General features: G+C 70.1%; 23 protein-coding genes and 5 tRNA genes. 9 read left to right on the forward strand and 19 right to left on the reverse strand.

Annotated elements, in window-relative coordinates; all coding sequences use genetic code 11:
- Nucleotides 1-16 precede the first annotated feature (16 nt).
- Both AB0P17_RS18785 and AB0P17_RS18790 read right to left on the reverse strand, forming a co-directional pair.
- The gene (locus tag AB0P17_RS18785) at nt 17-1,018 is read right to left on the reverse strand and encodes an NAD(P)H-dependent glycerol-3-phosphate dehydrogenase (RefSeq protein WP_365812279.1); all 1,002 of its coding nucleotides are present in this window, start codon (nt 1,016-1,018) and stop codon (nt 17-19) included.
- On the reverse strand, nt 1,015-1,761 hold the full coding sequence (locus tag AB0P17_RS18790; protein WP_365812280.1) for a lysophospholipid acyltransferase family protein: 747 nt from the start codon (nt 1,759-1,761) through the stop codon (nt 1,015-1,017). Before AB0P17_RS18790 ends, AB0P17_RS18785 begins: the two co-directional genes overlap by 4 nt.
- Before the next feature lie 271 nt (nt 1,762-2,032).
- Here AB0P17_RS18790 and cofC point away from each other — a divergent pair, with 271 nt between their 5' ends.
- Together cofC and AB0P17_RS18800 are read left to right on the forward strand one after the other, a co-directional pair.
- A complete protein-coding gene (gene cofC, locus AB0P17_RS18795) occupies nt 2,033-2,809 on the forward strand; it encodes a 2-phospho-L-lactate guanylyltransferase (protein ID WP_365812281.1) in 777 nt (258 codons plus the stop codon).
- Nucleotides 2,810-2,840: 31 nt separating this feature from the next.
- Nucleotides 2,841-3,056, forward strand: coding sequence for a hypothetical protein (locus AB0P17_RS18800; RefSeq protein WP_365812284.1), 216 nt, complete (start codon nt 2,841-2,843; stop codon nt 3,054-3,056).
- Between the two features lie 214 nt (nt 3,057-3,270).
- On the opposite strand, the gene AB0P17_RS18805 is transcribed toward AB0P17_RS18800, so the two are convergent.
- From AB0P17_RS18805 to leuC, 4 genes are all read right to left on the reverse strand, one after another.
- Nucleotides 3,271-3,930, reverse strand: a complete 660-nt coding sequence (locus tag AB0P17_RS18805) for an HU family DNA-binding protein (protein WP_365812285.1) — start codon at nt 3,928-3,930, stop codon at nt 3,271-3,273.
- Between the two features lie 144 nt (nt 3,931-4,074).
- Nucleotides 4,075-4,302 (reverse strand): hypothetical protein, encoded by a 228-nt coding sequence (locus AB0P17_RS18810; RefSeq protein WP_365812287.1) that lies wholly within the window; start codon nt 4,300-4,302, stop codon nt 4,075-4,077.
- Nucleotides 4,303-4,406: 104 nt separating this feature from the next.
- Nucleotides 4,407-5,015 (reverse strand): 3-isopropylmalate dehydratase small subunit, encoded by a 609-nt coding sequence (gene leuD, locus AB0P17_RS18815; protein WP_365812289.1) that lies wholly within the window; start codon nt 5,013-5,015, stop codon nt 4,407-4,409.
- A gap of 2 nt (nt 5,016-5,017) precedes the next feature.
- Nucleotides 5,018-6,457 carry a 3-isopropylmalate dehydratase large subunit gene (gene leuC / locus AB0P17_RS18820; RefSeq protein WP_365812291.1) on the reverse strand — a complete coding sequence of 480 codons (1,440 nt, stop codon included), beginning with the start codon at nt 6,455-6,457 and terminating at the stop codon, nt 5,018-5,020.
- 208 nt (nt 6,458-6,665) lie between these two features.
- On the opposite strand from leuC, the gene ndgR reads away from it, so the two are divergent.
- Nucleotides 6,666-7,382 (forward strand): IclR family transcriptional regulator NdgR, encoded by a 717-nt coding sequence (gene ndgR / locus AB0P17_RS18825; protein WP_329823068.1) that lies wholly within the window; start codon nt 6,666-6,668, stop codon nt 7,380-7,382.
- 168 nt (nt 7,383-7,550) lie between these two features.
- On the opposite strand, the gene AB0P17_RS18830 is transcribed toward ndgR, so the two are convergent.
- Nucleotides 7,551-8,033 (reverse strand): DUF4188 domain-containing protein, encoded by a 483-nt coding sequence (locus AB0P17_RS18830; protein WP_365812293.1) that lies wholly within the window; start codon nt 8,031-8,033, stop codon nt 7,551-7,553.
- 101 nt (nt 8,034-8,134) lie between these two features.
- Here AB0P17_RS18830 and AB0P17_RS18835 point away from each other — a divergent pair, with 101 nt between their 5' ends.
- Nucleotides 8,135-8,806, forward strand: a complete 672-nt coding sequence (locus AB0P17_RS18835; RefSeq protein ID WP_365812295.1) for a MerR family transcriptional regulator — start codon at nt 8,135-8,137, stop codon at nt 8,804-8,806.
- A 63-nt stretch (nt 8,807-8,869) separates the two neighbouring features.
- Here the strand turns inward: AB0P17_RS18835 and AB0P17_RS18840 are convergent.
- From AB0P17_RS18840 to AB0P17_RS18865, 6 genes are all read right to left on the reverse strand, one after another.
- A tRNA-Glu gene (locus AB0P17_RS18840) sits at nt 8,870-8,945 on the reverse strand.
- Nucleotides 8,946-8,961: 16 nt separating this feature from the next.
- Nucleotides 8,962-9,033 (reverse strand) — tRNA-Gln (locus tag AB0P17_RS18845).
- A gap of 20 nt (nt 9,034-9,053) precedes the next feature.
- Nucleotides 9,054-9,126, reverse strand: a tRNA-Glu gene (locus tag AB0P17_RS18850).
- A gap of 61 nt (nt 9,127-9,187) precedes the next feature.
- Nucleotides 9,188-9,260: transfer RNA gene (locus AB0P17_RS18855), tRNA-Glu, on the reverse strand.
- 19 nt (nt 9,261-9,279) lie between these two features.
- Nucleotides 9,280-9,351: transfer RNA gene (locus AB0P17_RS18860), tRNA-Gln, on the reverse strand.
- 88 nt (nt 9,352-9,439) lie between these two features.
- A complete protein-coding gene (locus tag AB0P17_RS18865) occupies nt 9,440-10,159 on the reverse strand; it encodes an HAD family hydrolase (RefSeq protein WP_365812297.1) in 720 nt (239 codons plus the stop codon).
- A gap of 169 nt (nt 10,160-10,328) precedes the next feature.
- On the opposite strand from AB0P17_RS18865, the gene AB0P17_RS18870 reads away from it, so the two are divergent.
- Genes AB0P17_RS18870 through AB0P17_RS18880 form a run of 3 tightly spaced genes read left to right on the forward strand, consistent with a single transcriptional unit; the run spans nt 10,329 to nt 12,771 of the window.
- Nucleotides 10,329-10,901, forward strand: coding sequence for a hypothetical protein (locus AB0P17_RS18870; protein ID WP_365812298.1), 573 nt, complete (start codon nt 10,329-10,331; stop codon nt 10,899-10,901).
- Between the two features lie 35 nt (nt 10,902-10,936).
- Nucleotides 10,937-12,109, forward strand: a complete 1,173-nt coding sequence (locus AB0P17_RS18875; protein ID WP_365812299.1) for a histidine kinase — start codon at nt 10,937-10,939, stop codon at nt 12,107-12,109.
- A complete protein-coding gene (locus AB0P17_RS18880; RefSeq protein ID WP_365812301.1) occupies nt 12,106-12,771 on the forward strand; it encodes a response regulator transcription factor in 666 nt (221 codons plus the stop codon). Before AB0P17_RS18875 ends, AB0P17_RS18880 begins: the two co-directional genes overlap by 4 nt.
- Before the next feature lie 24 nt (nt 12,772-12,795).
- Here AB0P17_RS18880 and AB0P17_RS18885 read toward each other — a convergent pair whose 3' ends face one another.
- From AB0P17_RS18885 to AB0P17_RS18895, 3 genes are all read right to left on the reverse strand, one after another.
- Nucleotides 12,796-13,095 (reverse strand): hypothetical protein, encoded by a 300-nt coding sequence (locus tag AB0P17_RS18885; RefSeq protein WP_365812303.1) that lies wholly within the window; start codon nt 13,093-13,095, stop codon nt 12,796-12,798.
- Between the two features lie 72 nt (nt 13,096-13,167).
- Entirely contained in the window at nt 13,168-13,368 is a 201-nt protein-coding gene (locus tag AB0P17_RS18890; protein WP_365812305.1) for a DUF397 domain-containing protein, read from the reverse strand.
- A 12-nt stretch (nt 13,369-13,380) separates the two neighbouring features.
- On the reverse strand, nt 13,381-14,232 hold the full coding sequence (locus AB0P17_RS18895; protein ID WP_365812306.1) for a helix-turn-helix transcriptional regulator: 852 nt from the start codon (nt 14,230-14,232) through the stop codon (nt 13,381-13,383).
- A 130-nt stretch (nt 14,233-14,362) separates the two neighbouring features.
- Between AB0P17_RS18895 and AB0P17_RS18900 the strand changes: the two genes are divergently transcribed.
- A complete protein-coding gene (locus tag AB0P17_RS18900; RefSeq protein WP_365812308.1) occupies nt 14,363-14,692 on the forward strand; it encodes a hypothetical protein in 330 nt (109 codons plus the stop codon).
- 54 nt (nt 14,693-14,746) lie between these two features.
- The gene (locus tag AB0P17_RS18905; RefSeq protein ID WP_365812311.1) at nt 14,747-15,028 is read left to right on the forward strand and encodes a hypothetical protein; all 282 of its coding nucleotides are present in this window, start codon (nt 14,747-14,749) and stop codon (nt 15,026-15,028) included.
- Nucleotides 15,029-15,118: 90 nt separating this feature from the next.
- Here AB0P17_RS18905 and gltX read toward each other — a convergent pair whose 3' ends face one another.
- The 3 genes from gltX to AB0P17_RS18920 form a co-directional block, all read right to left on the reverse strand.
- Nucleotides 15,119-16,591, reverse strand: coding sequence for a glutamate--tRNA ligase (gltX, locus tag AB0P17_RS18910; protein WP_365812314.1), 1,473 nt, complete (start codon nt 16,589-16,591; stop codon nt 15,119-15,121).
- Nucleotides 16,584-17,369 carry a fumarylacetoacetate hydrolase family protein gene (locus AB0P17_RS18915; RefSeq protein ID WP_365812316.1) on the reverse strand — a complete coding sequence of 262 codons (786 nt, stop codon included), beginning with the start codon at nt 17,367-17,369 and terminating at the stop codon, nt 16,584-16,586. Before AB0P17_RS18915 ends, gltX begins: the two co-directional genes overlap by 8 nt.
- Nucleotides 17,370-17,612: 243 nt before the next feature.
- Nucleotides 17,613-17,834, reverse strand: a complete 222-nt coding sequence (locus tag AB0P17_RS18920; RefSeq protein WP_365812318.1) for a hypothetical protein — start codon at nt 17,832-17,834, stop codon at nt 17,613-17,615.
- Between the last annotated feature and the right edge of the window lie 421 nt (nt 17,835-18,255).

An 18,255-nucleotide genomic window follows, 5' to 3' on the forward strand; every position in this document is an offset into this window, starting at 1 on the left:
GCTGGTACCGCCCGAGTCAGCGTCGCTCGGGCTTGGCGCTGCGCGCCATCAGCTCTTTGAGCGCGACGAGCGGCGGCTTCCCGTTGTGCACGATGTCCACGACTGTTTCGGTGAGCGGCATGTCGACGTCGTGGCGCCGCGCCAGATCCAGCACGGACTCACAGGACTTGACGCCTTCGGCGGTCTGTTCGGTGACCGCGATCGTCTCCTGGAGGGTCATGCCGCGGCCCAGGTTGGTGCCGAAGGTGTGGTTGCGGGAGAGCGGCGAGGAACAGGTGGCGATGAGATCGCCCATTCCGGCGAGTCCGGAGAAGGTGTGCGGGTCGGCGCCCATGGCGAGGCCGAGCCGGGTGGTCTCGGCGAGTCCCCGGGTCATCAGGGTGGCCTTGGAGTTGTCGCCGAGGCCCATCCCGTCGGCGATGCCGACGGCGAGACCGATCACGTTCTTGACGGCCCCGCCGAGTTCACAGCCGACGACGTCGGTGTTGGTGTACGGGCGGAAGTAGGGGGTGTGGCAAGCGGCCTGGAGCCGCCGGGCGACCGTCTCGTCCACACAGGCCACGACGGCCGCGGCGGGCATCCGGCCCGCGATCTCCTTGGCCAGGTTGGGGCCGGTGATGACGGCGACGCGCTCGGCCGGCGCCTTGGCGACCTCCTCGATCACCTCGCTCATCCGCTTGGCCGTGCCGAGTTCGACGCCCTTCATCAGGGAGACGAGGACGGTGTCGGAGGGCAGTACGGGGGCCCACCGCGCGAGGTTGCCGCGCAGGGTCTGCGAGGGCACCGTGAGCACCGTGAACTCGGCGCCGCGCGCGGCCTCGGCCGGGTCGGTGGTGGCCCGTACCCCCTCGGGGAGTTCGAAACCCGGCAGATAGGCGGGGTTGGCGCGGGTGGTGTTGATGGTGTCGGCGATCTCGGGCCGGCGGCCCCAGATCGTCACCTCGCATCCCGCGTCGGCGAGGACCATGGCGAACGCCGTACCCCAAGAACCAGCTCCGAAGACGGCGACCCGCGTCACTTCGACCCCTCTTCCGCGGCTTTGCGCCGCTGTTCTTCCCTGACCTTGCGGTAGTCGTACGAGACGGCGGGTACCGGCTCGCCACGTACCTCGGCCAGCAGTTCCGTGATCGCCGCCATGATGACCTCGGTGGCCTCGCGCAGCAATTCGGGGTCGATCTCCCGGTCGTAGAAGCGCGACAGGTCGACGGGCGGGCCGACGAGGATCCGGTGGGTCTTGCGCGGGAACAGGTCGGGTTTCGTGGAATACGGCGGGAGGAGGAGATTGGCGCCCCACTGCGCGACGGGGATGACCGGGCACTTGGTCTGGAGGGCGACCCGGGCGACCCCGGTCTTGGCGGTCATGGGCCACATGTCCGGGTCGCGGGTCAGGGTGCCCTCGGGGTAGAACGCCACGCACTCGCCCCGCTCGACGGCGTCGATGGCGGCGCGAAAGGCGCTCAGCGCGTCGCTGGTCTCGCGGTAGACGGGGATCTGCCCCGTGCCGCGCATGACGGCGCCGATGAATCCCTTGGTGAAAAGGCCGTCCTTGGCGAGGAAGCGCGGAAGACGGCCGGTGTTGTACTGGAAGTGGGCGTAGGCGAACGGGTCGATATGCGAATTGTGGTTCACCGCGGTGATGAATCCGCCGTCGGCCGGAATGTGCTCCGCACCCCGCCAGTCCCGCTTCAGAAGAAGGATCAGCGGCGGTTTTGCGATGGCCGCCGCCAGGCGGTACCAGAAGCCGATTCTACGGCGGGACACTCGAACACCTTCCTCTTCTCGCCGGGCCCCCTGCCCGGCTGCCGGGGGTCAAGTGTGGCCCCGCTCCTCCGGTCTGTCGAGAACACCGTACGCCCCGGTCGGGGGACCGGGCCTGTGGCCTCGCGCGGTGCCGGGCCACAATAGAGGGCGGGTACACATGGGCTGTACGCGGGCCACCGTGCGGGGCGGGAGAGCCCTCTCGGGAACGGACCCGGAACCGGGCGCGGGGACCGCCCCGGGGACGGACGCGGAGATGGACGGAGAGGCGGAGATGGACGAAGAGTTCGCCACGCGCACCGGCCCGGCGACCGCGTGGTCCCTGGTGGTCCCGCTCAAGCCGCTCCGGATCGCGAAGAGCAGGCTCGCCGCGGCGACGGGCGACGCGCTGCGCCCGCGTCTCGCCCTCGCGTTCGCGCTGGACACCGTGGCCGCGGCGCTGGCCTGCCCCGCCGTCCGTGAGGTCGCGGTGGTCACCGACGACCCCACCGCGGCGGCGGAGCTCTCCGCGCTGGGCGCGCGCATCGTCCCGGACACCCCGGCCGACGGCCTCAACGCGGCGCTCGCGCACGGGGCGCGGGCGGTCAGGGCGGTACGGCCACGGGCGGCGCTGGCCGCGCTCAACGCGGATCTGCCGGCGCTCCGCCCGGCGGAACTGGCTCGCGTCCTCGCCGCGGCGGAGGATTTTCCGCGCGCTTTTCTCACGGACGCCGCGGGAATCGGTACGACTTTGCTGACGGCGGGACCCGGCGTGGAATTGAATCCGGCTTTCGGCGGCCCCTCCCGAATGGAACACATGTCGACGGGGGCCGTGGAAATACTTCTGACCGGGGTGGATTCCGTACGGCGGGATGTCGATACCGGCGAGGATCTGCTGCGGGCGGCGGAGCTGGGCCTCGGCCCGCGCACGGCCCTGCGGTACGAGCGGCGCGGGAGGGACGCGGCGTACGGGGCGAACCCGGAGTACGGAGACGGAGAGCGCCGGACGTACGCGCAGAACCGGGGGCACGAGGCGCCCGGGCCGATCCCGGCGCCCGGTCCTGGCTGCTGAGGACCGGCGGCCCTGGCGATACGCTGCGGTGATGCAGGCGACCTCGTACACATACGATTCCGAGACCCGTTGCGGGAGTGTGCTGCTGGACGACGGCACCCCGGTGGAGTTCGACGCGGCGGCCTTCGACGCGGGCGGGCTGCGGCTGCTCCGGGTGGGACAGCGCGTACGGATCGAGACCGAGAGCACGGGCGAGGCCGGGGGCGCGCCGTTCCGCATCACACTGGTGACGCTCCAGACGCTCTGAGCCTCCGCGCCGGCCGCGTCGCCCCGTCACTCACGTCACACGGCGCCGCCCGCGTCCGCGGTGTCACACGGAGGCGTCGCGCGGAATCCCGCCCCGTAGCGCCTCTTGGCACCACCTCACGCTCCATAGCGCCCCGTACGCCGCGCAAACGCCGCGGGCCGGGCTCCCCGAGGGGAGCCCGGCCCGGCGCGTACGGCCCTGAACCGCTTCCTGCCTACTTCTTCCTGGCGACGGCCTTCTTCGCCGTGGTGGTGCGCGCGGTGGCCTTGCGCGCCGGGGCCTTCTTGGCGGTCGCCTTCTTGGCCGGCGCGGTCTTCTTCGCGGTGGCCTTCTTGGCGGTGCCAGTGGCCTTCTTGGCGGTCTTCTTCGCCGTGGCGGTGGTCTTCTTCGCCGTGGTCTTCTTCGCCGCGGCGGTGGTCTTCTTCGCCGTGGTCTTGGCGGCCGTGGCCCTCTTGACCGCGGTCTTCTTCGCCGCCGTGACCGCCTTCTTGGCGGTGGCCTTCTTGGCCGCGGCCTTGACCGTCGTACGAGCGGAAACCCCGCCCGAGAGGCTGCCCTTGGGGGCCTTCTTGACGGCCACGTCGTTCTTCGGGAGCTTCTTCGAGCCGCTGACGAGGTCCTTGAATCCCTGGCCCGCGCGGAACCGCGGCACCGAGGTCTTCTTGACCCGTACGCGCTCGCCCGTCTGCGGGTTACGGGCGTAACGCGCCGGGCGGTCGACCTTCTCGAACGAACCGAAGCCGGTGACCGAGACCCGGTCACCGGCGACCACCGCGCGGACGATCGCGTCGAGTACCGCGTCGACCGCGTCCGCGGCCTGCTGACGGCCGCCGACCTTGTCCGCAATCGCTTCTACGAGCTGCGCCTTGTTCACGTCTTCCCCTTCGGAGACATTGCCAGAACGAATGTGTTCAAGCTTTTTCGCACGTTAGGCAGATATATACCGCAAATCAAACACGAAACGGGCTAATCACCCTAGTGCCGCAACGAAGTCGGCCCGGCGGAGATCCGCGGAGGGTCAGGGACCTTCCGGAAAACGACCCTCGTCCAGGTCCTTCATCAAGCGGTCCAGACGCCGTGCCGCGTCCGGGAGATCGTGTTTCGCCGCGGCCGTGATGACCAGCAGCTTCCGGGAGAGAGCAAGCCGCACACCCTCCGGGACCTGCAGTGCACGCACCTTCGCGTGCGCATCTTTGAGTTGTTCGGCGACTAACCCGTAGAGCTTGAGTTGGTTGTCGCGTTCCATGCGCCGATTGTGCCATCTAGGGCGAGTTGTCGCCCGACAGGGGCTCAACAAGCAACTGCACCCCCTACCTGGAGGCAGGGGGTGCAGTAGGGGAAACGCGCTGATCAGGCGGCGATTGTGCGGGGTTTGAAGGACGGCCTGGCGGCCTCGTACGCGGCGATGTCGGACTCGTTCTGAAGGGTGAGGCTGATGTCGTCGAGCCCGTTCAGCAACCGCCAGCGGGCGTTCTCGTCAAGCTCGAAATCGGCCACAAGCTCTGCCCCGTCGGAGGCGGTCGCGCGGACCTGGCGCTGCTCCAGGTCGACCGTGACCTCCGCCGTGGGGTCGCTCTCGGTGATCTCCCAGAGAGCGTCCACGACGGACTGCTCCAGTACGACGGTCAGCAGGCCGTTCTTGAGCGAGTTACCCCGGAAGATGTCCGCGAACCGCGAGGAGACGACGGCTTTGAAGCCGTAGTTCTGCAGGGCCCAGACGGCGTGCTCCCGTGACGACCCCGTACCGAAGTCGGGTCCGGCGACCAGGACCGAGGCCCCGGCGTACTCGGGGCGGTTGAGGACGAAGGACGGGTCCTTGCGCCACGCCTCGAACAGCCCGTCCTCGAACCCGTCCCTGGTGACCTTCTTGAGCCAGTGGGCGGGGATGATCTGGTCGGTGTCGACGTTGCTGCGGCGCAGCGGGACGGCGGGACCGGTGTGGGTGGTGAAGGCTTCCATGGTTATCGCGCTCCAGCGGGCGTACGGTCGCCGGCACCGGCGTCGGACAGATCGGCGGGCGAGGCCAGGTGGCCCAGCACGGCGGTGGCGGCGGCGACCTGGGGGGAGACGAGATGCGTACGGCCGCCCTTGCCCTGCCTGCCCTCGAAGTTACGGTTGGACGTGGACGCGGAGCGCTCGCCGGGCGCGAGTTGGTCGGGGTTCATGCCCAGACACATCGAGCAGCCCGCGTGCCGCCATTCGGCACCCGCGGCGGTGAACACCTTGTCCAGGCCCTCCGCGACGGCCTGGAGGGCGACCCGTACGGAGCCGGGGACGACCAGCATCCGTACGCCGTCGGCGACTTTGCGGCCCTCCAGGAGGGTGGCGGCCGAGCGCAGGTCCTCGATACGACCGTTGGTGCAGGAGCCTACGAAGACGGTGTCGACCTTGATGTCGCGCAGCGCCTGCCCGGCGGTCAACCCCATGTACTCCAGGGCCTTTTCGGCGGCGAGGCGCTCCGAGGCGTCCTCGTACGAAGCCGGGTCGGGGACGTGCGCGGAGAGCGGCAGGCCCTGGCCCGGGTTGGTGCCCCAGGTGACGAACGGGGCCAGCTCCTCGGCCTTGATGAAGACCTCGGCGTCGAAGACCGCGTCGTCGTCGGTGCGCAGCGTCTCCCAGTACGCGACGGCCGCGTCCCAGTCGGCGCCCTGGGGGGCGTGGTCACGGCCCTTGAGGTAGTCGAAGGTGGTCGCGTCCGGGGCGATCATGCCCGCCCTGGCGCCGGCCTCGATGGACATGTTGCAGATGGTCATCCGGGACTCCATCGAGAGTTTCTCGATGGCGGAGCCGCGGTATTCGAGGATGTAGCCCTGGCCGCCGCCGGTGCCGATCTTCGCGATGATCGCGAGGATCAGGTCCTTGGCGGTGACGTCGGCGGGCAGTTCGCCCTCGACCGTGATGGCCATGGTCTTGGGGCGGGCCAGCGGCAGCGTCTGGGTCGCGAGGACGTGCTCGACCTGGCTGGTGCCGATGCCGAACGCGAGCGCGCCGAAGGCGCCGTGGGTGGAGGTGTGGCTGTCGCCGCAGACCACGGTGGTGCCGGGCTGGGTCAGGCCGAGCTGCGGGCCCACGACGTGGACGACACCCTGCTCGACGTCGCCCAGCGGGTGCAGCCGTACGCCGAACTCGGCGCAGTTCTTGCGCAGGGTCTCCAACTGGACGCGGGAGACGGGGTCCGCGATGGGCTTGTCGATGTCGAGGGTCGGGGTGTTGTGGTCCTCGGTCGCGATGGTGAGGTCGAGCCGCCGGACCCGCCGGCCGTTCTGGCGGAGGCCGTCGAACGCCTGGGGGCTGGTCACCTCGTGCAGCAGGTGCAGATCGATGAAGAGAAGGTCGGGCTCGCCCTCCGCGCGCCGGACGACATGATCGTCCCAGACCTTCTCCGCGAGTGTCCTACCCATCGCTTTCCCTCCGGCCGGCGTCGTGTGGCCGGCACTCCTAGAGATATGTGGGCCCACGTCCGTACCCCACGCACCGGACGTCGGCGGGGAACCCTTGGTCCGGGTCCGTACCCCGCGGGCCCGGTTCCGCGGGCCCGTACGTACAGGTTGGCAACTTCCCCGGAAAATTGAACTTGCGTTTCACAGAGTGAGACGCGAGTATCGTTTCATGGACAACTCTAGCGGCGTCGGCGTACTCGACAAGGCGGCTCTGGTATTGAGCGCCCTGGAGTCCGGTCCGGCCACCCTCGCCGGGCTGGTCGCGGCGACCGGGCTCGCACGACCCACGGCACACCGGCTGGCCGTGGCTCTGGAACACCACCGGCTGGTGGCGAGGGACATGCAGGGCCGGTTCATCCTCGGCCCCCGGCTGGCCGAGCTGGCCGCGGCGGCCGGTGAGGACCGCCTGCTGGCGACGGCGGGACCGGTCCTCACGCATCTGCGGGACCTGACCGGGGAGAGCGCGCAGCTCTACCGCCGCCAGGGCGACATGCGGATATGTGTGGCGGCGGCGGAGCGGCTCTCGGGGCTGCGGGACACCGTCCCGGTCGGCTCCACCCTGACCATGAAGGCGGGCTCGTCGGCCCAGATCCTGATGGCCTGGGAGGAACCGGAGCGGCTGCACCGCGGTCTCCAGGGGGCGCGCTTCACGGCGACGGCGCTCTCGGGCGTACGGCGCAGGGGCTGGGCCCAGTCGATCGGCGAGCGGGAGCCGGGCGTGGCCTCGGTCTCGGCGCCGGTACGGGGCCCGTCGAACCGGGTGGTCGCGGCCGTCTCGGTATCCGGACCGATCGAGCGCCTGACGCGTCACCCGGGCCGGATGCACGCCCAGGCCGTGATAGACGCGGCGGGGCGGCTGAGCGAGGCCCTGCGCCGCGCGAGCTGACACCCCCACCACCGGGACGGCGACCGTCCCGTTCGCCACTCCACTCCCCAGGGCCGCTCCAGCGCCGCAGCGGCCCGTCCGAGCACCTTTCCGGCCCGGTCCACACTTCCGACCAGGACCCGATCCGGTCCCGGCGAGGGACGGATCGCAGGGCCACGAGGCGCAGGGCTACGAGGCGAGCCGGTCGGCCGCGCGGTCACCGCGTCTGCCCACCGGGACCACCCCGGCCACCACGCCCAGGCCGAACGCCGGCATGTTGACGTAGATGCTCTCGTACGAGCCGGCGGGGACCACATAGGTCTCGTGCCAGAACCCCACACCGCCCCGCCCCTCGCGCACCCGGCGGTTGAACTCCGCCCAGGCCGGACGGTGCTCCTTGTCCGGCGCCGCCGCGTACGCCAGCAGCTTCTCCTTGGACTCCCAGTACTGGACGGCGTACACGAGACGCGGGCCGCCCACCAGGAACCGGGAGGCGATGAGCCCGCTGGAGGGGTCCCGCAGCAGCTCTTTCCGCATCCTCGGCATGGCCCGGGCCACCGGCCACCAGTCGCGCGGCGAGCGGAAGTTGTTGACCCGCATCCCGATCAGGAACACGACCATCCCCTGTCCCGCGTCGGCGGTCATCCGTCCCTCGATCACTTTCGCACCCATGCCGATCTCCTCGCTCGCCGCTGAATGACTTCCCGCCGGATTGGATAGCTGCACTATCCATGATTGGATAGTGTCACTGTCCAATGGAAGGTGCAACCGGGATGCGCATGGCGGAGCTGAGCGAGCGGAGCGGGGTCCCCACCGCCACGATCAAGTACTACTTGCGCGAGGGGCTGCTCCGGCCCGGCCGCCGGATCAACGCCACGCAGGCCGCCTACGACGAGGAGCACCTGCGCAGGCTGCGGCTGGTCAGGGCGTTGATCCAGGTGGGCCGGATGCCGGTGGCGACGGCGCGGGAGGTCCTGGTGGCGGTGGAGGACGAGTCGCGCGACCGGCACAGCCGGATCGGCGCCGCGGTCTGGTCCCTCCCGGACGGCTCGCCCGCCGGGCCCTCCGGCGACGCGGCGGAGGCACCCCGGGACGCGGCGGACGAGGCGGCCGAACGACAGGCGCTCGAACTGCTGGAGCGGCTCGGCTGGGCCTTCGGCTGCGCGGCGCGGGACGACTCCCCCGCGTACCGGATGCTGGTCGGCGCCCTCGCGGCCCTGGAGCGGAGCGGGTATCCGTGCGTCATGGAGGACCTGCTCACGTACGGGCGTTCCGCCGGCCAACTCGGCGCCGTGGACCTCGACATGATCGAGCGCTACGAGCCGGGGACCCGGCAGGTCGAGGCGGCGGTGGCCGGGACGGTGCTGTACGAACCGGTGTTGCTGAGTCTGCGGCGGCTCGCGCAGGCGGAGGAGTCCAACCGGCGCTTCGGGGACGGCGGTTGACGGCCGGGGATAACGAAAAGACCCTCCCCGAGGGGAGGGTCTTCATCGGGCTCAGTCCTGCTTTGGTACCCCCGACCGGATTCGAACCGGCGCTACTGCCGTGAGAGGGCAGCGTGCTAGGCCGCTACACAACGGGGGCATGGCCCTGAGCCAAGCTGGGCTACCAGGACTCGAACCTAGAACAACGGAACCAGAAACCGTCGTGTTGCCAATTACACCATAGCCCATGGTGATTCTTGAGAATCAGTACCCCCGACCGGATTCGAACCGGCGCTACTGCCGTGAGAGGGCAGCGTGCTAGGCCGCTACACAACGGGGGCCCTAGCGATCCTGCATCAACGCATCCGGGTGCGACCCGAAGACGTCGGCGAGAAGGATCAGTACCCCCGACCGGATTCGAACCGGCGCTACTGCCGTGAGAGGGCAGCGTGCTAGGCCGCTACACAACGGGGGCGTTGCAGATACAGTCTGCGCTGGGCTACCAGGACTCGAACCTAGACTAACGGAACCAGAAACCGTCGTGCTGCCAATTACACCATAGCCCACCAAAGCTGAACCCCCGTGCGGGGGATCTTGTCTGGCGTGCGCTTCCCGGTCGGACCTTGTGGTTTCCCGGGCGGCGCAGGAAGAACATTACCCGATCGCGGACACCGCTCCAAAACGAGTATCCCCGCGCAGTACGGCGGGTAGCTGGCCGAGATCGGTGATCCGTACGAGCTCGGGACGCCCGCCGATCCCGCCCCGGTCCAGCCAGACCCCGGCGAGCCCGGCGGCGGTCGCCCCGCCGGCGTCGATGTCCGGCTCGTTCCCGACGTACGCCACCTCGCCGGGCTCCAGCGCGAGGGCGTCGCAGGCGGCGTGGAAGGCGGTGGCGTCGGGCTTGGAGACCCCCAGCTCGGCGGCGCAGAGTACGGCCTCGAAGTGATCGCGTACGCCGAGGACGCGAAGCTTCCGGTCCTGAATGATGATCGACGAGTTCGAGAGCACGGCCTGCCGGTAGTCGGCGGCGAGCAGGTCGAGGACGGCGAGACTGTCGGGGAACAGGCTCCAGGCGGCCTCGTAGTGCGTGATGTACCGGTCGAACCACGCGTCGGCCTCGGCATCACCCAGCGCGGCACCGACGAAGGCGCGCACCCGGTCGCGCCGCTGCCCCGGGAAATCCGTCTCCCCGGCGGCGAACCGCAGCCAGTGGGCGTCGGTGATCTCCCGCCACCTCCCGAGAGCCTGGTCGACGGTCTCAGCGGGGTCGGTCATCCCCTCGGCGGCGAGATGCCGCAGCATGCCGGCGCCGTCGGCGCCGGCATGGTCGAAGAGGGTGTCGTCGATGTCCCAGAGGACGGCACGGATCGGCATACGGCGACGGTACCGCGCGCGGGCACGGGGCGACGGTCAGGACAGCCCCGGCCGCGTGGTCAAGGGGAGCGGCCGACGAGAACGCCCGCCTTCTCCCTCCTCCGAGGGAGGGCGGAGATGGGTCGCGTCGGCGATGTCCGGGGGCGCCGCCGCGGCGAGGATCCACGGCATGGACAAATCCGTCGCCTTCACGGCCGCCCCTCTCCTCGTCATCGTCTACGCGGGCGCCCGCGTCCTGGACGGTCTGGACGGCGAGCGCGGTCCCGGTCCGGCCTGGACCACGGGTCATCTCGCGTTCCTCGCCGCGCTGATCCTCTTCGTACCGGTACTCCTGGAACTGCGCCGCCTGGCGGGCCGCGGGCCGTTCGCCACGGTCACGGCCGTCGCCGGCGTCGTCGGCGCCGTCTGCTCCATGGCCCAGATCTCCGTCGACCTCGTCGTCGGTGCGCTCGCCGCGGACCACGAGGCGATGCGGGGCATGTTCGCCGATGTCCAGAGCGTCCCCGGGGTGAACGTCATCGTCTACATCGCGGGACCCGTGCTGCTCTACCTCGGCCTGCTCGTCCTGCACTGCCACTTGGCGGTGCTCCGGGCCGTTCCCGTGTGGCGGGCGGTCGCGGTGGTGCTCGCCGTGCTGGTCTCTCTCCTGGGGCTGGACGCGCTGCCGGCCGTGGGCTTGTTGCTGTACGCCGGACTCGCGCACCCGCGCCGCGGCATCTCGCCCGCCGTCGCGCACAGTTGAGGGACCCCGGACATCCCCGTGCGAGAATCCAGCCCATGAGCGCGCTGCCCATACCCTCCGCGCTCCACCTCCTGGCGGGTTCACGGTGGTCGGAGGTCACGCTCGCCGTCGTCACCACGGTGGCCCAGATGGCTCCCCTGCTGTTCCTGCAGAGCGGCAGCGGACGCCCCTGGCACTGGTGGGGATACGCGGTGACAGTCGGGGCATCGCTGCCCCTGGCGCTGCGGCGACGCGCGCCCGTGGCGGTCCTGTTGGTCTGCGCCACCTTCTCCGGCCTCTACGATCTCGCCGCCCCGCTCGCCCCGCAGCCACTCTGGTACGGAACCCTCATCGCGCTGTACGGGGTGGCGTCCGTCTCCCCGCTCCGGGTGCGGATGCCGGTGGTCCTGGCGATCTGCGCGGTCGGCCTCGCCACGGTCGGCTCGCCCAACACCGCGACGCGCGGCATCGTCCTGTACATCGCCGCGTACGCGCTGGGCCGGGCATCCGCCGGCGCCCGTGCCGAGGCGGCCGCCCTGGCCGAACGTGCCGCCCGTCTCGAACGCGAACGCCGGATGGACGAGGAGCGCGCCGCCGAACGCGAACGCGCCCGGATAGCAAGGGACATGCACGATGTGCTGGCCCATTCGATCAGTCTGATGGTCGTCCAGGCCGAGGCCGGGCCGGTCGCGCTGGACACGGACCCCGCGCGCGCCTCGGCCGCGTTCGGCGCGATCGCCGGCACCGGCCGTGACGCGCTGGACCAGTTGCGCCGGATGCTGGCCGTTCTCAAGGACGAGGACGAGCCCCGCGCCCCGCAGCCGACGATCCACGATCTGCCCGCGCTCACCCGCCAGGTCGCGGGCGCCGGCCTGACGGTGACCCGCACCGACAAGGGCGAACCGCGTCCGGTGCCCGCCGACTGCGGCGCGGCGGCGTACCGCATCGTGCAGGAGGCGCTGACCAACGTCGTCAAGCACGCCGGCGCCGACCGCGCCGAGGTACGGCTGCGCTGGTGTGACGACGTGCTGGAGATACGCGTCGTCGATGACGGCCGCGGCGCGGGAAAGAACCTTCCGTCGGGCGGGAACGGCCTGGCCGGCCTCCGCGAGCGGGCCGCCGCCTGCGGCGGAACCGCGACGGCCGGGCCCCGGGAGGACCGCCTCCCGGGATTCGAAGTGCGGGCGCGGCTGCCTCTGGCCGCGCCGGAAGTGGGGGTGCGGGCATGACGATCCGCGTGGTGGTGGCCGACGACCAGGAGCTGGTACGCGCCGGATTCGCCATGATCCTGGCGGCACAGCCCGGCATCGAGGTCGTCGCGGAGAGCGGGGACGGCTTCGAGGCCGTCGGCGCCGCCCGCGCCCACCGCCCCGATGTGGTCCTGCTCGACATCCGGATGCCGGGGATGGACGGCATCGAGGCGGCGCGGATCGTCTGCGCCGAAACGGATTGCCGGGTGATCATGCTGACCACCTGGGGGCAGGACGACTATCTGTTCGACGCGCTGTGCGCCGGCGCGAGCGGCTTCCTGCTCAAGGACGTACGGAGGGACGACCTCGTCCACGCGGTCCGCGTGGTCGCGGCGGGCGACTCGCTGCTCGCCCCGTCCGTCACCCGCACCCTCATCGCCGCGTTCACCTCGGGCGCGGCCGTACCGCCGCCACGGACCGAACGCCTGGACGTCCTTACCGCCCGCGAGCGCGAGACGATGCGGCTGCTCGGCGGCGGCCTCTCCAACGCGGAGATCGCCGCGGCGCTGGTGGTGAGCGAGCACACCGTGAAGACGCATGTCAGCAACGTCCTCACCAAGCTCGGACTCCGCGACCGCGTCCAGGCCGTGATCGCCGCGTACGAGACCGGCCTGGTGGTCCCGGGCCGCCTCACCGGCTGAACCGCCGCTCCTCCTCGACGATCCTCAGCGCCAGTCGCCGGTCGCCCAGGCCACCAGGCGGGGGCGGGGCGTCCCGTCGCACGGCACGACCGCGGCGGTGTCGATGACCTCGACGGTGGCCACCTGCCCCACGGTCCTGGCCGTCCGGGAAAGAGCGCCGGCGATGTCACCGGGCTCACTGATCGTCACCGGCTCCCCCGAGAACACCGCCGTCTCACGGCACCCGACGTTGGGCAGAGGCTGGCCGAAGTACCAGCCACCGACGAACACGGCGTACAGCGCGGCGGTGGCGCCCAGGCGGCGCGGCGTTATCCAGGTAGGCACCCGGGGAGTCTTCCATGACCCGAAGCCCGGGCGGAGGGGGACGGGGCCCAATACACCACCGGGCAACCCCCGTTACCCCTCGGGCCGAACCCGCAGACGACCACTCTTGACGGCTATCAGGAGCGCGCTCAGTTGGCCTGGCCTGAGGGACAGGAGTACCTCGGGGTCATCGCTCTCGCGGATGCGGAGGGTGCCGTCGGGGGCGGTGGCGACGTTGACGCAGTTGCCGCCTTCCGGGCTGTAGGACGACTTCTGCCACAGATACGTTGGCATGGCTGGCCTCACCTAGATGTTCTTCGCGATACGGCGGATGAAGTCTCGGGACTTTCCGGATGGGAGCGCACAGTCTTCCAGTCGGTCCAGGACAGCCCTGTACCGGGCGAGTTGCGCCTCCGCGAAGAGGTATTCGCTGCCGTGGTCGGTGTCCAGTGCGACCGTATCCAGTTGCGGTACCGGGCCTACCGCATAGGTGATGGGCTGCCCGGCTCTCGGGAAGTCATCCTGGCCAAAGGGGATGGCGAGCACCGTCACGTTGTCGAGTTCGCTCATCTCGATCAACTGGTGCAGTTGCTCGCGCGAGGCTTCGGGGCCCGCGTACCCCATCCTCAGCGCCGCCTCGTGGACGATCGCCGTGTACGGCATCGGTGGATCCCGGAACAGAACCGCCTGGCGCTTCATCCGGAAGGACACCCGGTGCTCCACCTCGTGAGCACGCAGTGTTGGAGAACTCTTCTTGAAGGTGGATCGGGCATAGTCCGGGGTCTGGAGCAGGCCGGGCATGCTCGTCACCACCGCGACACGCATCGAAACGGCAGCGTGCTCGAACTCCGCGAACTCGACGGCTGCCGCTGAAAGCAACTCCCGGTACTCGTCCCACCAGTTCCGTTCCCGCCGCCCTGTCATGGCCGCCAGCGCGTCGATGAAGTCCGCGTCATCACAGGAGTAGCCGCGCGCCATCGCGTGCACACGATCGACGCTGACGCCATGGCGGCCAGCCTCGATCATGCTCATCCGCGCCTGCTGGATGCCGATGATCGCGGCACCCGCCGTCGAACTGAGACCGGCGCGTTCGCGCAGCTTGCGCAACTCGGCGCCGAGGCGTCGCTGGCGCAGCGTAGGCGCCCCTGTCACCGGCATGAGTACACCTTTCCTTCATCACCCACACAGGTGAAATCCGAAGAACTCCACCATCCTCAGGTATAGAACTACACCCTTTGACCTATCGTTCTAGCACAAGCAACTCCCTCAGCGGACAGGAGATTTGCCCGTGAACACCGTATCCCCGCCCCTCCCCCACCCCGATCGCCCAGCAGGGTTCGACCAGGAGATCCGCGCGCTCGTCAACGCCACCGCTCCCCGCCTCTTCGCCGTCGTCGAGGAGTTCGCCTGCGAGAACGGGGAGCTGGACGCCCGGGTCGCCGCGTGGGGGCTCGCCTACGCGGACGGCGGGGGTACGCACGTCACCAGCGTTGACGGTGGGGCCTGGCTGACCCTGACCTCGCCCGAGCGTGCCGCCGCATGGATCTCGCGCCGTCCGGGGAGCTTCGGGAGTCTCGTCTGGCCGGGAATGGCAACTGGCGGCGAGGCGGTCTGCTGAGGGCGCGTGGCGTAGCGTAGCCAGGACCGACGAGCGAAAGATCTGGTTGCCGCAATGACCGATTACCGAGTCCAGTTCACCGTCGAGGCTCGCACGACGTACGACGCGCTTCCCGGCGAGCGCCGGTCCCAGCTCGACAAGGCACTGCGCGTGCTGTCTCGCGACCCGTTCCACAAGACCGCGACCGCGCAGCTCGGCCCGGATGAACACCTGCGCAAGGCATACGTCGCTCCTGGCGTCGTGCTGGAGTACATGGTGGCCGGGGCCATCATGGTCATCGTCGTCCTGGAGATCTTCGACGAGAACCACTACCTCATCGACGACAGCGACGCCTGAGCCGGTTCACCGGTCAGCCACGCAAAGGGCCCGGCGCGCGCCGCCCCGGATTCCGAGGGGCGGGCCGCCGGGCCCTCGTGCACGTAACCGCTACGCCGCCAGCTTCGCCAGCGCCGCGTCGATCCGGGACAGCGTGCGCTCCCGGCCCAGGAGTTCCAGGGACTCGAAGAGCGGGAGGCCGACCGTGCGGCCCGTGGTCGCCACGCGGACCGGGGCCTGGGCCTTGCCGAGCTTCAGGCCGTGCTCCTCGCCGGCGGCGAGGACCGCGTTCTTCAGGGACTCCGCGTCCCACTCCGCCTCGGCGAGCTTCGCACGGGCCGTGGTCAGCAGGGCGTCCGCGCCCGGCTTCATGGCCTTCGCCCACGACGCCTCGTCCTCGACCGGCTCGTCCAGGAAGAGGAAGTCGACGTTGGCGGTGATGTCCGAGAGGACCGTGACCCGGGTCTGGGCCAGCGGGGCCAGCGCCGCGAAGGCCGACGCGTCGAAGGACTCCGGTGCCCACGGGGCGTACGGGGCCTTCAGCCACGGGGCGCAGGCGTCCGCGAACGCCTTCACGTCGAGCTGCCGGATGTGGTCCGCGTTGATCGCCTCGGCCTTCTTCAGGTCGAAGCGGGCCGGGTTGGCGTTGACGTCCGCGATGTCGAAGGCGGCGACCATCTCGTCCATGGAGAAGAGGTCGCGGTCCGCCGAGAGCGACCAGCCGAGCAGCGAGAGGTAGTTGAGCAGCCCCTCCGGGAGGAAGCCACGCTCGCGGTACAGGTTGAGGGACGCCTGGGGGTCGCGCTTGGAGAGCTTCTTGTTGCCCTCCCCCATGACGTACGGAAGGTGGCCGAAGCTGGGGATCCCCTGGGCGATGCCCAGCTCCATCAGCGCCTTGTAGAGCGCGATCTGGCGCGGCGTGGAGGAGAGCAGGTCCTCGCCGCGCAGGACGTGGGTGATCTCCATCAGCGCGTCGTCGACCGGGTTGACGAGCGTGTAGAGCGGCGCGCCGTTGGCGCGGACGATGCCGTAGTCCGGGACGTTCTCCGGGGTGAAGGTCAGCTCGCCGCGGACCAGGTCCGTGAAGGTGATCGGCCCGTCGGGCATCCGGAAGCGGACGATGGCGGTGCGGCCCTCCGCCTCGTACGCCGCCTTCTGCTCGGCGGTCAGGTCGCGGCAGTGGCCGTCGTACCCCGACGGCCGGCCCGCCGCACGCGCCGCCTCCCGGCGGGCGTCCAGCTCCTCCGTGGTGCAGTAGCAGTGGTAGGCGTGGCCCGCCTCCAGCAGCCTGGCCGCCGTGTCGCGGTAGATGTCCATCCGCTGCGACTGGCGGTAGGGGGCGTGCGGGCCGCCCTTCTCGGGGCCCTCGTCCCAGTCGAGCCCGAGCCAGCGCAGCGAGTCGAGGAGCTGGACGTACGACTCCTCGGAGTCGCGCGCCGCGTCGGTGTCCTCTATGCGCAGGACCAGGGTGCCGCCGGTGTGGCGGGCGAACGCCCAGTTGAAGAGGGCGGTACGGACCAGGCCCACGTGGGGGTTGCCGGTCGGGGAGGGACAGAAACGTACACGGACGGGTGCGCTAGCCACGCTTGATCACCTTGTTGGTGAGAGTGCCGATGCCTTCGATGGTGACGGCGACCTCGTCGCCGACGCTGAGGGGGCCGACCCCCGCGGGGGTGCCCGTGAGGACGACGTCACCGGGGAGGAGCGTCATGGCCTCGGTGATGTTGACGATCAGGTCCTCGACGGAGTTGATCATGTCGCTCGTACGGCCGAGCTGGCGCTGTTCCCCGTTGACGGTGCACTGGATCGTGAGGTCGGAGGGGTCCAGCTCGGTCTCCACCCAGGGGCCGAGCGGGCACGAGGTGTCGAAGCCCTTCGCGCGCGCCCACTGCTTCTCGCTCTTCTGGGTGTCGCGCGCGCTGACGTCGTTGGCGCAGGTGTAGCCGAAGATGACGTCCTTGACGCGTTCGCGCGGCACCTCGCGGCACATCCGCCCGATGACGACGGCCAGTTCGGCCTCGTGGTGCACCTCGTTCGAGAAGGACGGGTACTCGATGGCGTCGCCCGAGCCGATCACGGAGGTGGTGGGCTTGAAGAAGGCGAACGGCACGTCGGGGACGGCGTTGCCGAGCTCCGCCGCGTGCTCCGCGTAGTTGCGGCCGAAGGCCACGACCTTGTTGGGCAGGACGGGCGGGAGCAGCCGGACCTTGCTCAGCGGGACCTTGGTGCCGGAGAGCTCGAAGTCGGTGTACGGAATGCCCTTGATGATGTCGAGGACGAGGCCGGCGGCGTCGCCGCTGCCGTCGCCCTCGACCGCGCCGAAGGCGACATTGCCGTCGATGGAGAATCTGGCGATGCGCACGGAAGCTGTCGCCCTTCACTTGCTGGCTGGTCTGGAGACTGACGCCCCAGGCTAACGCGAGAGGAGGGGAGCCCCCTGTTTCCCGTGACCGGGCGTGCGCACGGCGCGTGCGGTACCGCGCGTGAACGCCGGGCGTCCGCGCCACGTATTACCGTGCGCGAGGCGGAGCAACCGACGGAGCGCGGCGTGGCACACGGGCGGGCGAGGGGGCTGATCGTGCGGGGCGGAACGGGCCGGCAGGGGCTACGGGACGGCGGGCGCCGCGGCGACGGCGCCGTCGGCCGGGACGGCCGGAGCGGTCATCAGGATCGTGCGCCGCGGGTTGGCCGTACGGTTCGGCAGGGCGACGGGGTGCTCCGGCTGCGCGGCGGGGGCCAGCTCCTCCGCATCCTTGAGATGCGCCAGCGTGGTACGCCGGGGGTTGGCGGTGTTGCGGAACATCAGCGTTGTCTTCTGCGGATTCATATGTGGCGTCAGACCTTGTCGGGCTACGGGCGCCGGGGGCGCCGGGTTGTCGGATGTGCCATCCCTGTAAAGCGTCAGGCTAAACATCCAATTCCCCACGGAAGCGGCGATCGATCGTCGATCACGGTGTGAGTTTGCTCACGACCTGCCAGGCATTTCCCCCATTCCGGGCGGCAGTTGGCGACCAAGGAAACGGACATTGCGCTACTGAACGTTGCATTCCGCTGCTGATCATCCGTACTGGGACACCCCCCACCCGTAGGCGCCTCGTGGGTGAAAGTCCGATTCCTCCGTGAACACTTTCTACGGCTGGTGACCCGGTGCTCACGCCCTGTCATTCACGTCACAGCCCTGCCCTCCGCCCTTGTTGGAGATCCCGCTCTGTGCTGGAATTCCCCCCACCGCCGCGGGTTTGGATGTG

The organism is Streptomyces sp. NPDC088124 (genome assembly GCF_040685895.1).
In the GTDB taxonomy this organism is placed as follows: domain Bacteria; phylum Actinomycetota; class Actinomycetes; order Streptomycetales; family Streptomycetaceae; genus Streptomyces.

Coding starts and splice junctions, on each gene's coding strand:
- cofC (WP_365812281.1), top strand. CDS start 2,033: ATGGACGAAGAGTTCGCCACGCGCACCGGCCCGGCGACCGCGTGGTCC.
- AB0P17_RS18800 (WP_365812284.1), top strand. CDS start 2,841: ATGCAGGCGACCTCGTACACATACGATTCCGAGACCCGTTGCGGGAGT.
- AB0P17_RS18810 (WP_365812287.1), bottom strand. CDS start 4,302: ATGGAACGCGACAACCAACTCAAGCTCTACGGGTTAGTCGCCGAACAA.
- leuD (WP_365812289.1), bottom strand. CDS start 5,015: ATGGAAGCCTTCACCACCCACACCGGTCCCGCCGTCCCGCTGCGCCGC.
- leuC (WP_365812291.1), bottom strand. CDS start 6,457: ATGGGTAGGACACTCGCGGAGAAGGTCTGGGACGATCATGTCGTCCGG.
- ndgR (WP_329823068.1), top strand. CDS start 6,666: ATGGACAACTCTAGCGGCGTCGGCGTACTCGACAAGGCGGCTCTGGTA.
- AB0P17_RS18830 (WP_365812293.1), bottom strand. CDS start 8,033: ATGGGTGCGAAAGTGATCGAGGGACGGATGACCGCCGACGCGGGACAG.
- AB0P17_RS18835 (WP_365812295.1), top strand. CDS start 8,135: ATGCGCATGGCGGAGCTGAGCGAGCGGAGCGGGGTCCCCACCGCCACG.
- AB0P17_RS18865 (WP_365812297.1), bottom strand. CDS start 10,159: ATGCCGATCCGTGCCGTCCTCTGGGACATCGACGACACCCTCTTCGAC.
- AB0P17_RS18870 (WP_365812298.1), top strand. CDS start 10,329: ATGGACAAATCCGTCGCCTTCACGGCCGCCCCTCTCCTCGTCATCGTC.
- AB0P17_RS18875 (WP_365812299.1), top strand. CDS start 10,937: ATGAGCGCGCTGCCCATACCCTCCGCGCTCCACCTCCTGGCGGGTTCA.
- AB0P17_RS18880 (WP_365812301.1), top strand. CDS start 12,106: ATGACGATCCGCGTGGTGGTGGCCGACGACCAGGAGCTGGTACGCGCC.
- AB0P17_RS18890 (WP_365812305.1), bottom strand. CDS start 13,368: ATGCCAACGTATCTGTGGCAGAAGTCGTCCTACAGCCCGGAAGGCGGC.
- AB0P17_RS18895 (WP_365812306.1), bottom strand. CDS start 14,232: ATGCCGGTGACAGGGGCGCCTACGCTGCGCCAGCGACGCCTCGGCGCC.
- AB0P17_RS18905 (WP_365812311.1), top strand. CDS start 14,747: ATGACCGATTACCGAGTCCAGTTCACCGTCGAGGCTCGCACGACGTAC.
- AB0P17_RS18920 (WP_365812318.1), bottom strand. CDS start 17,834: ATGAATCCGCAGAAGACAACGCTGATGTTCCGCAACACCGCCAACCCC.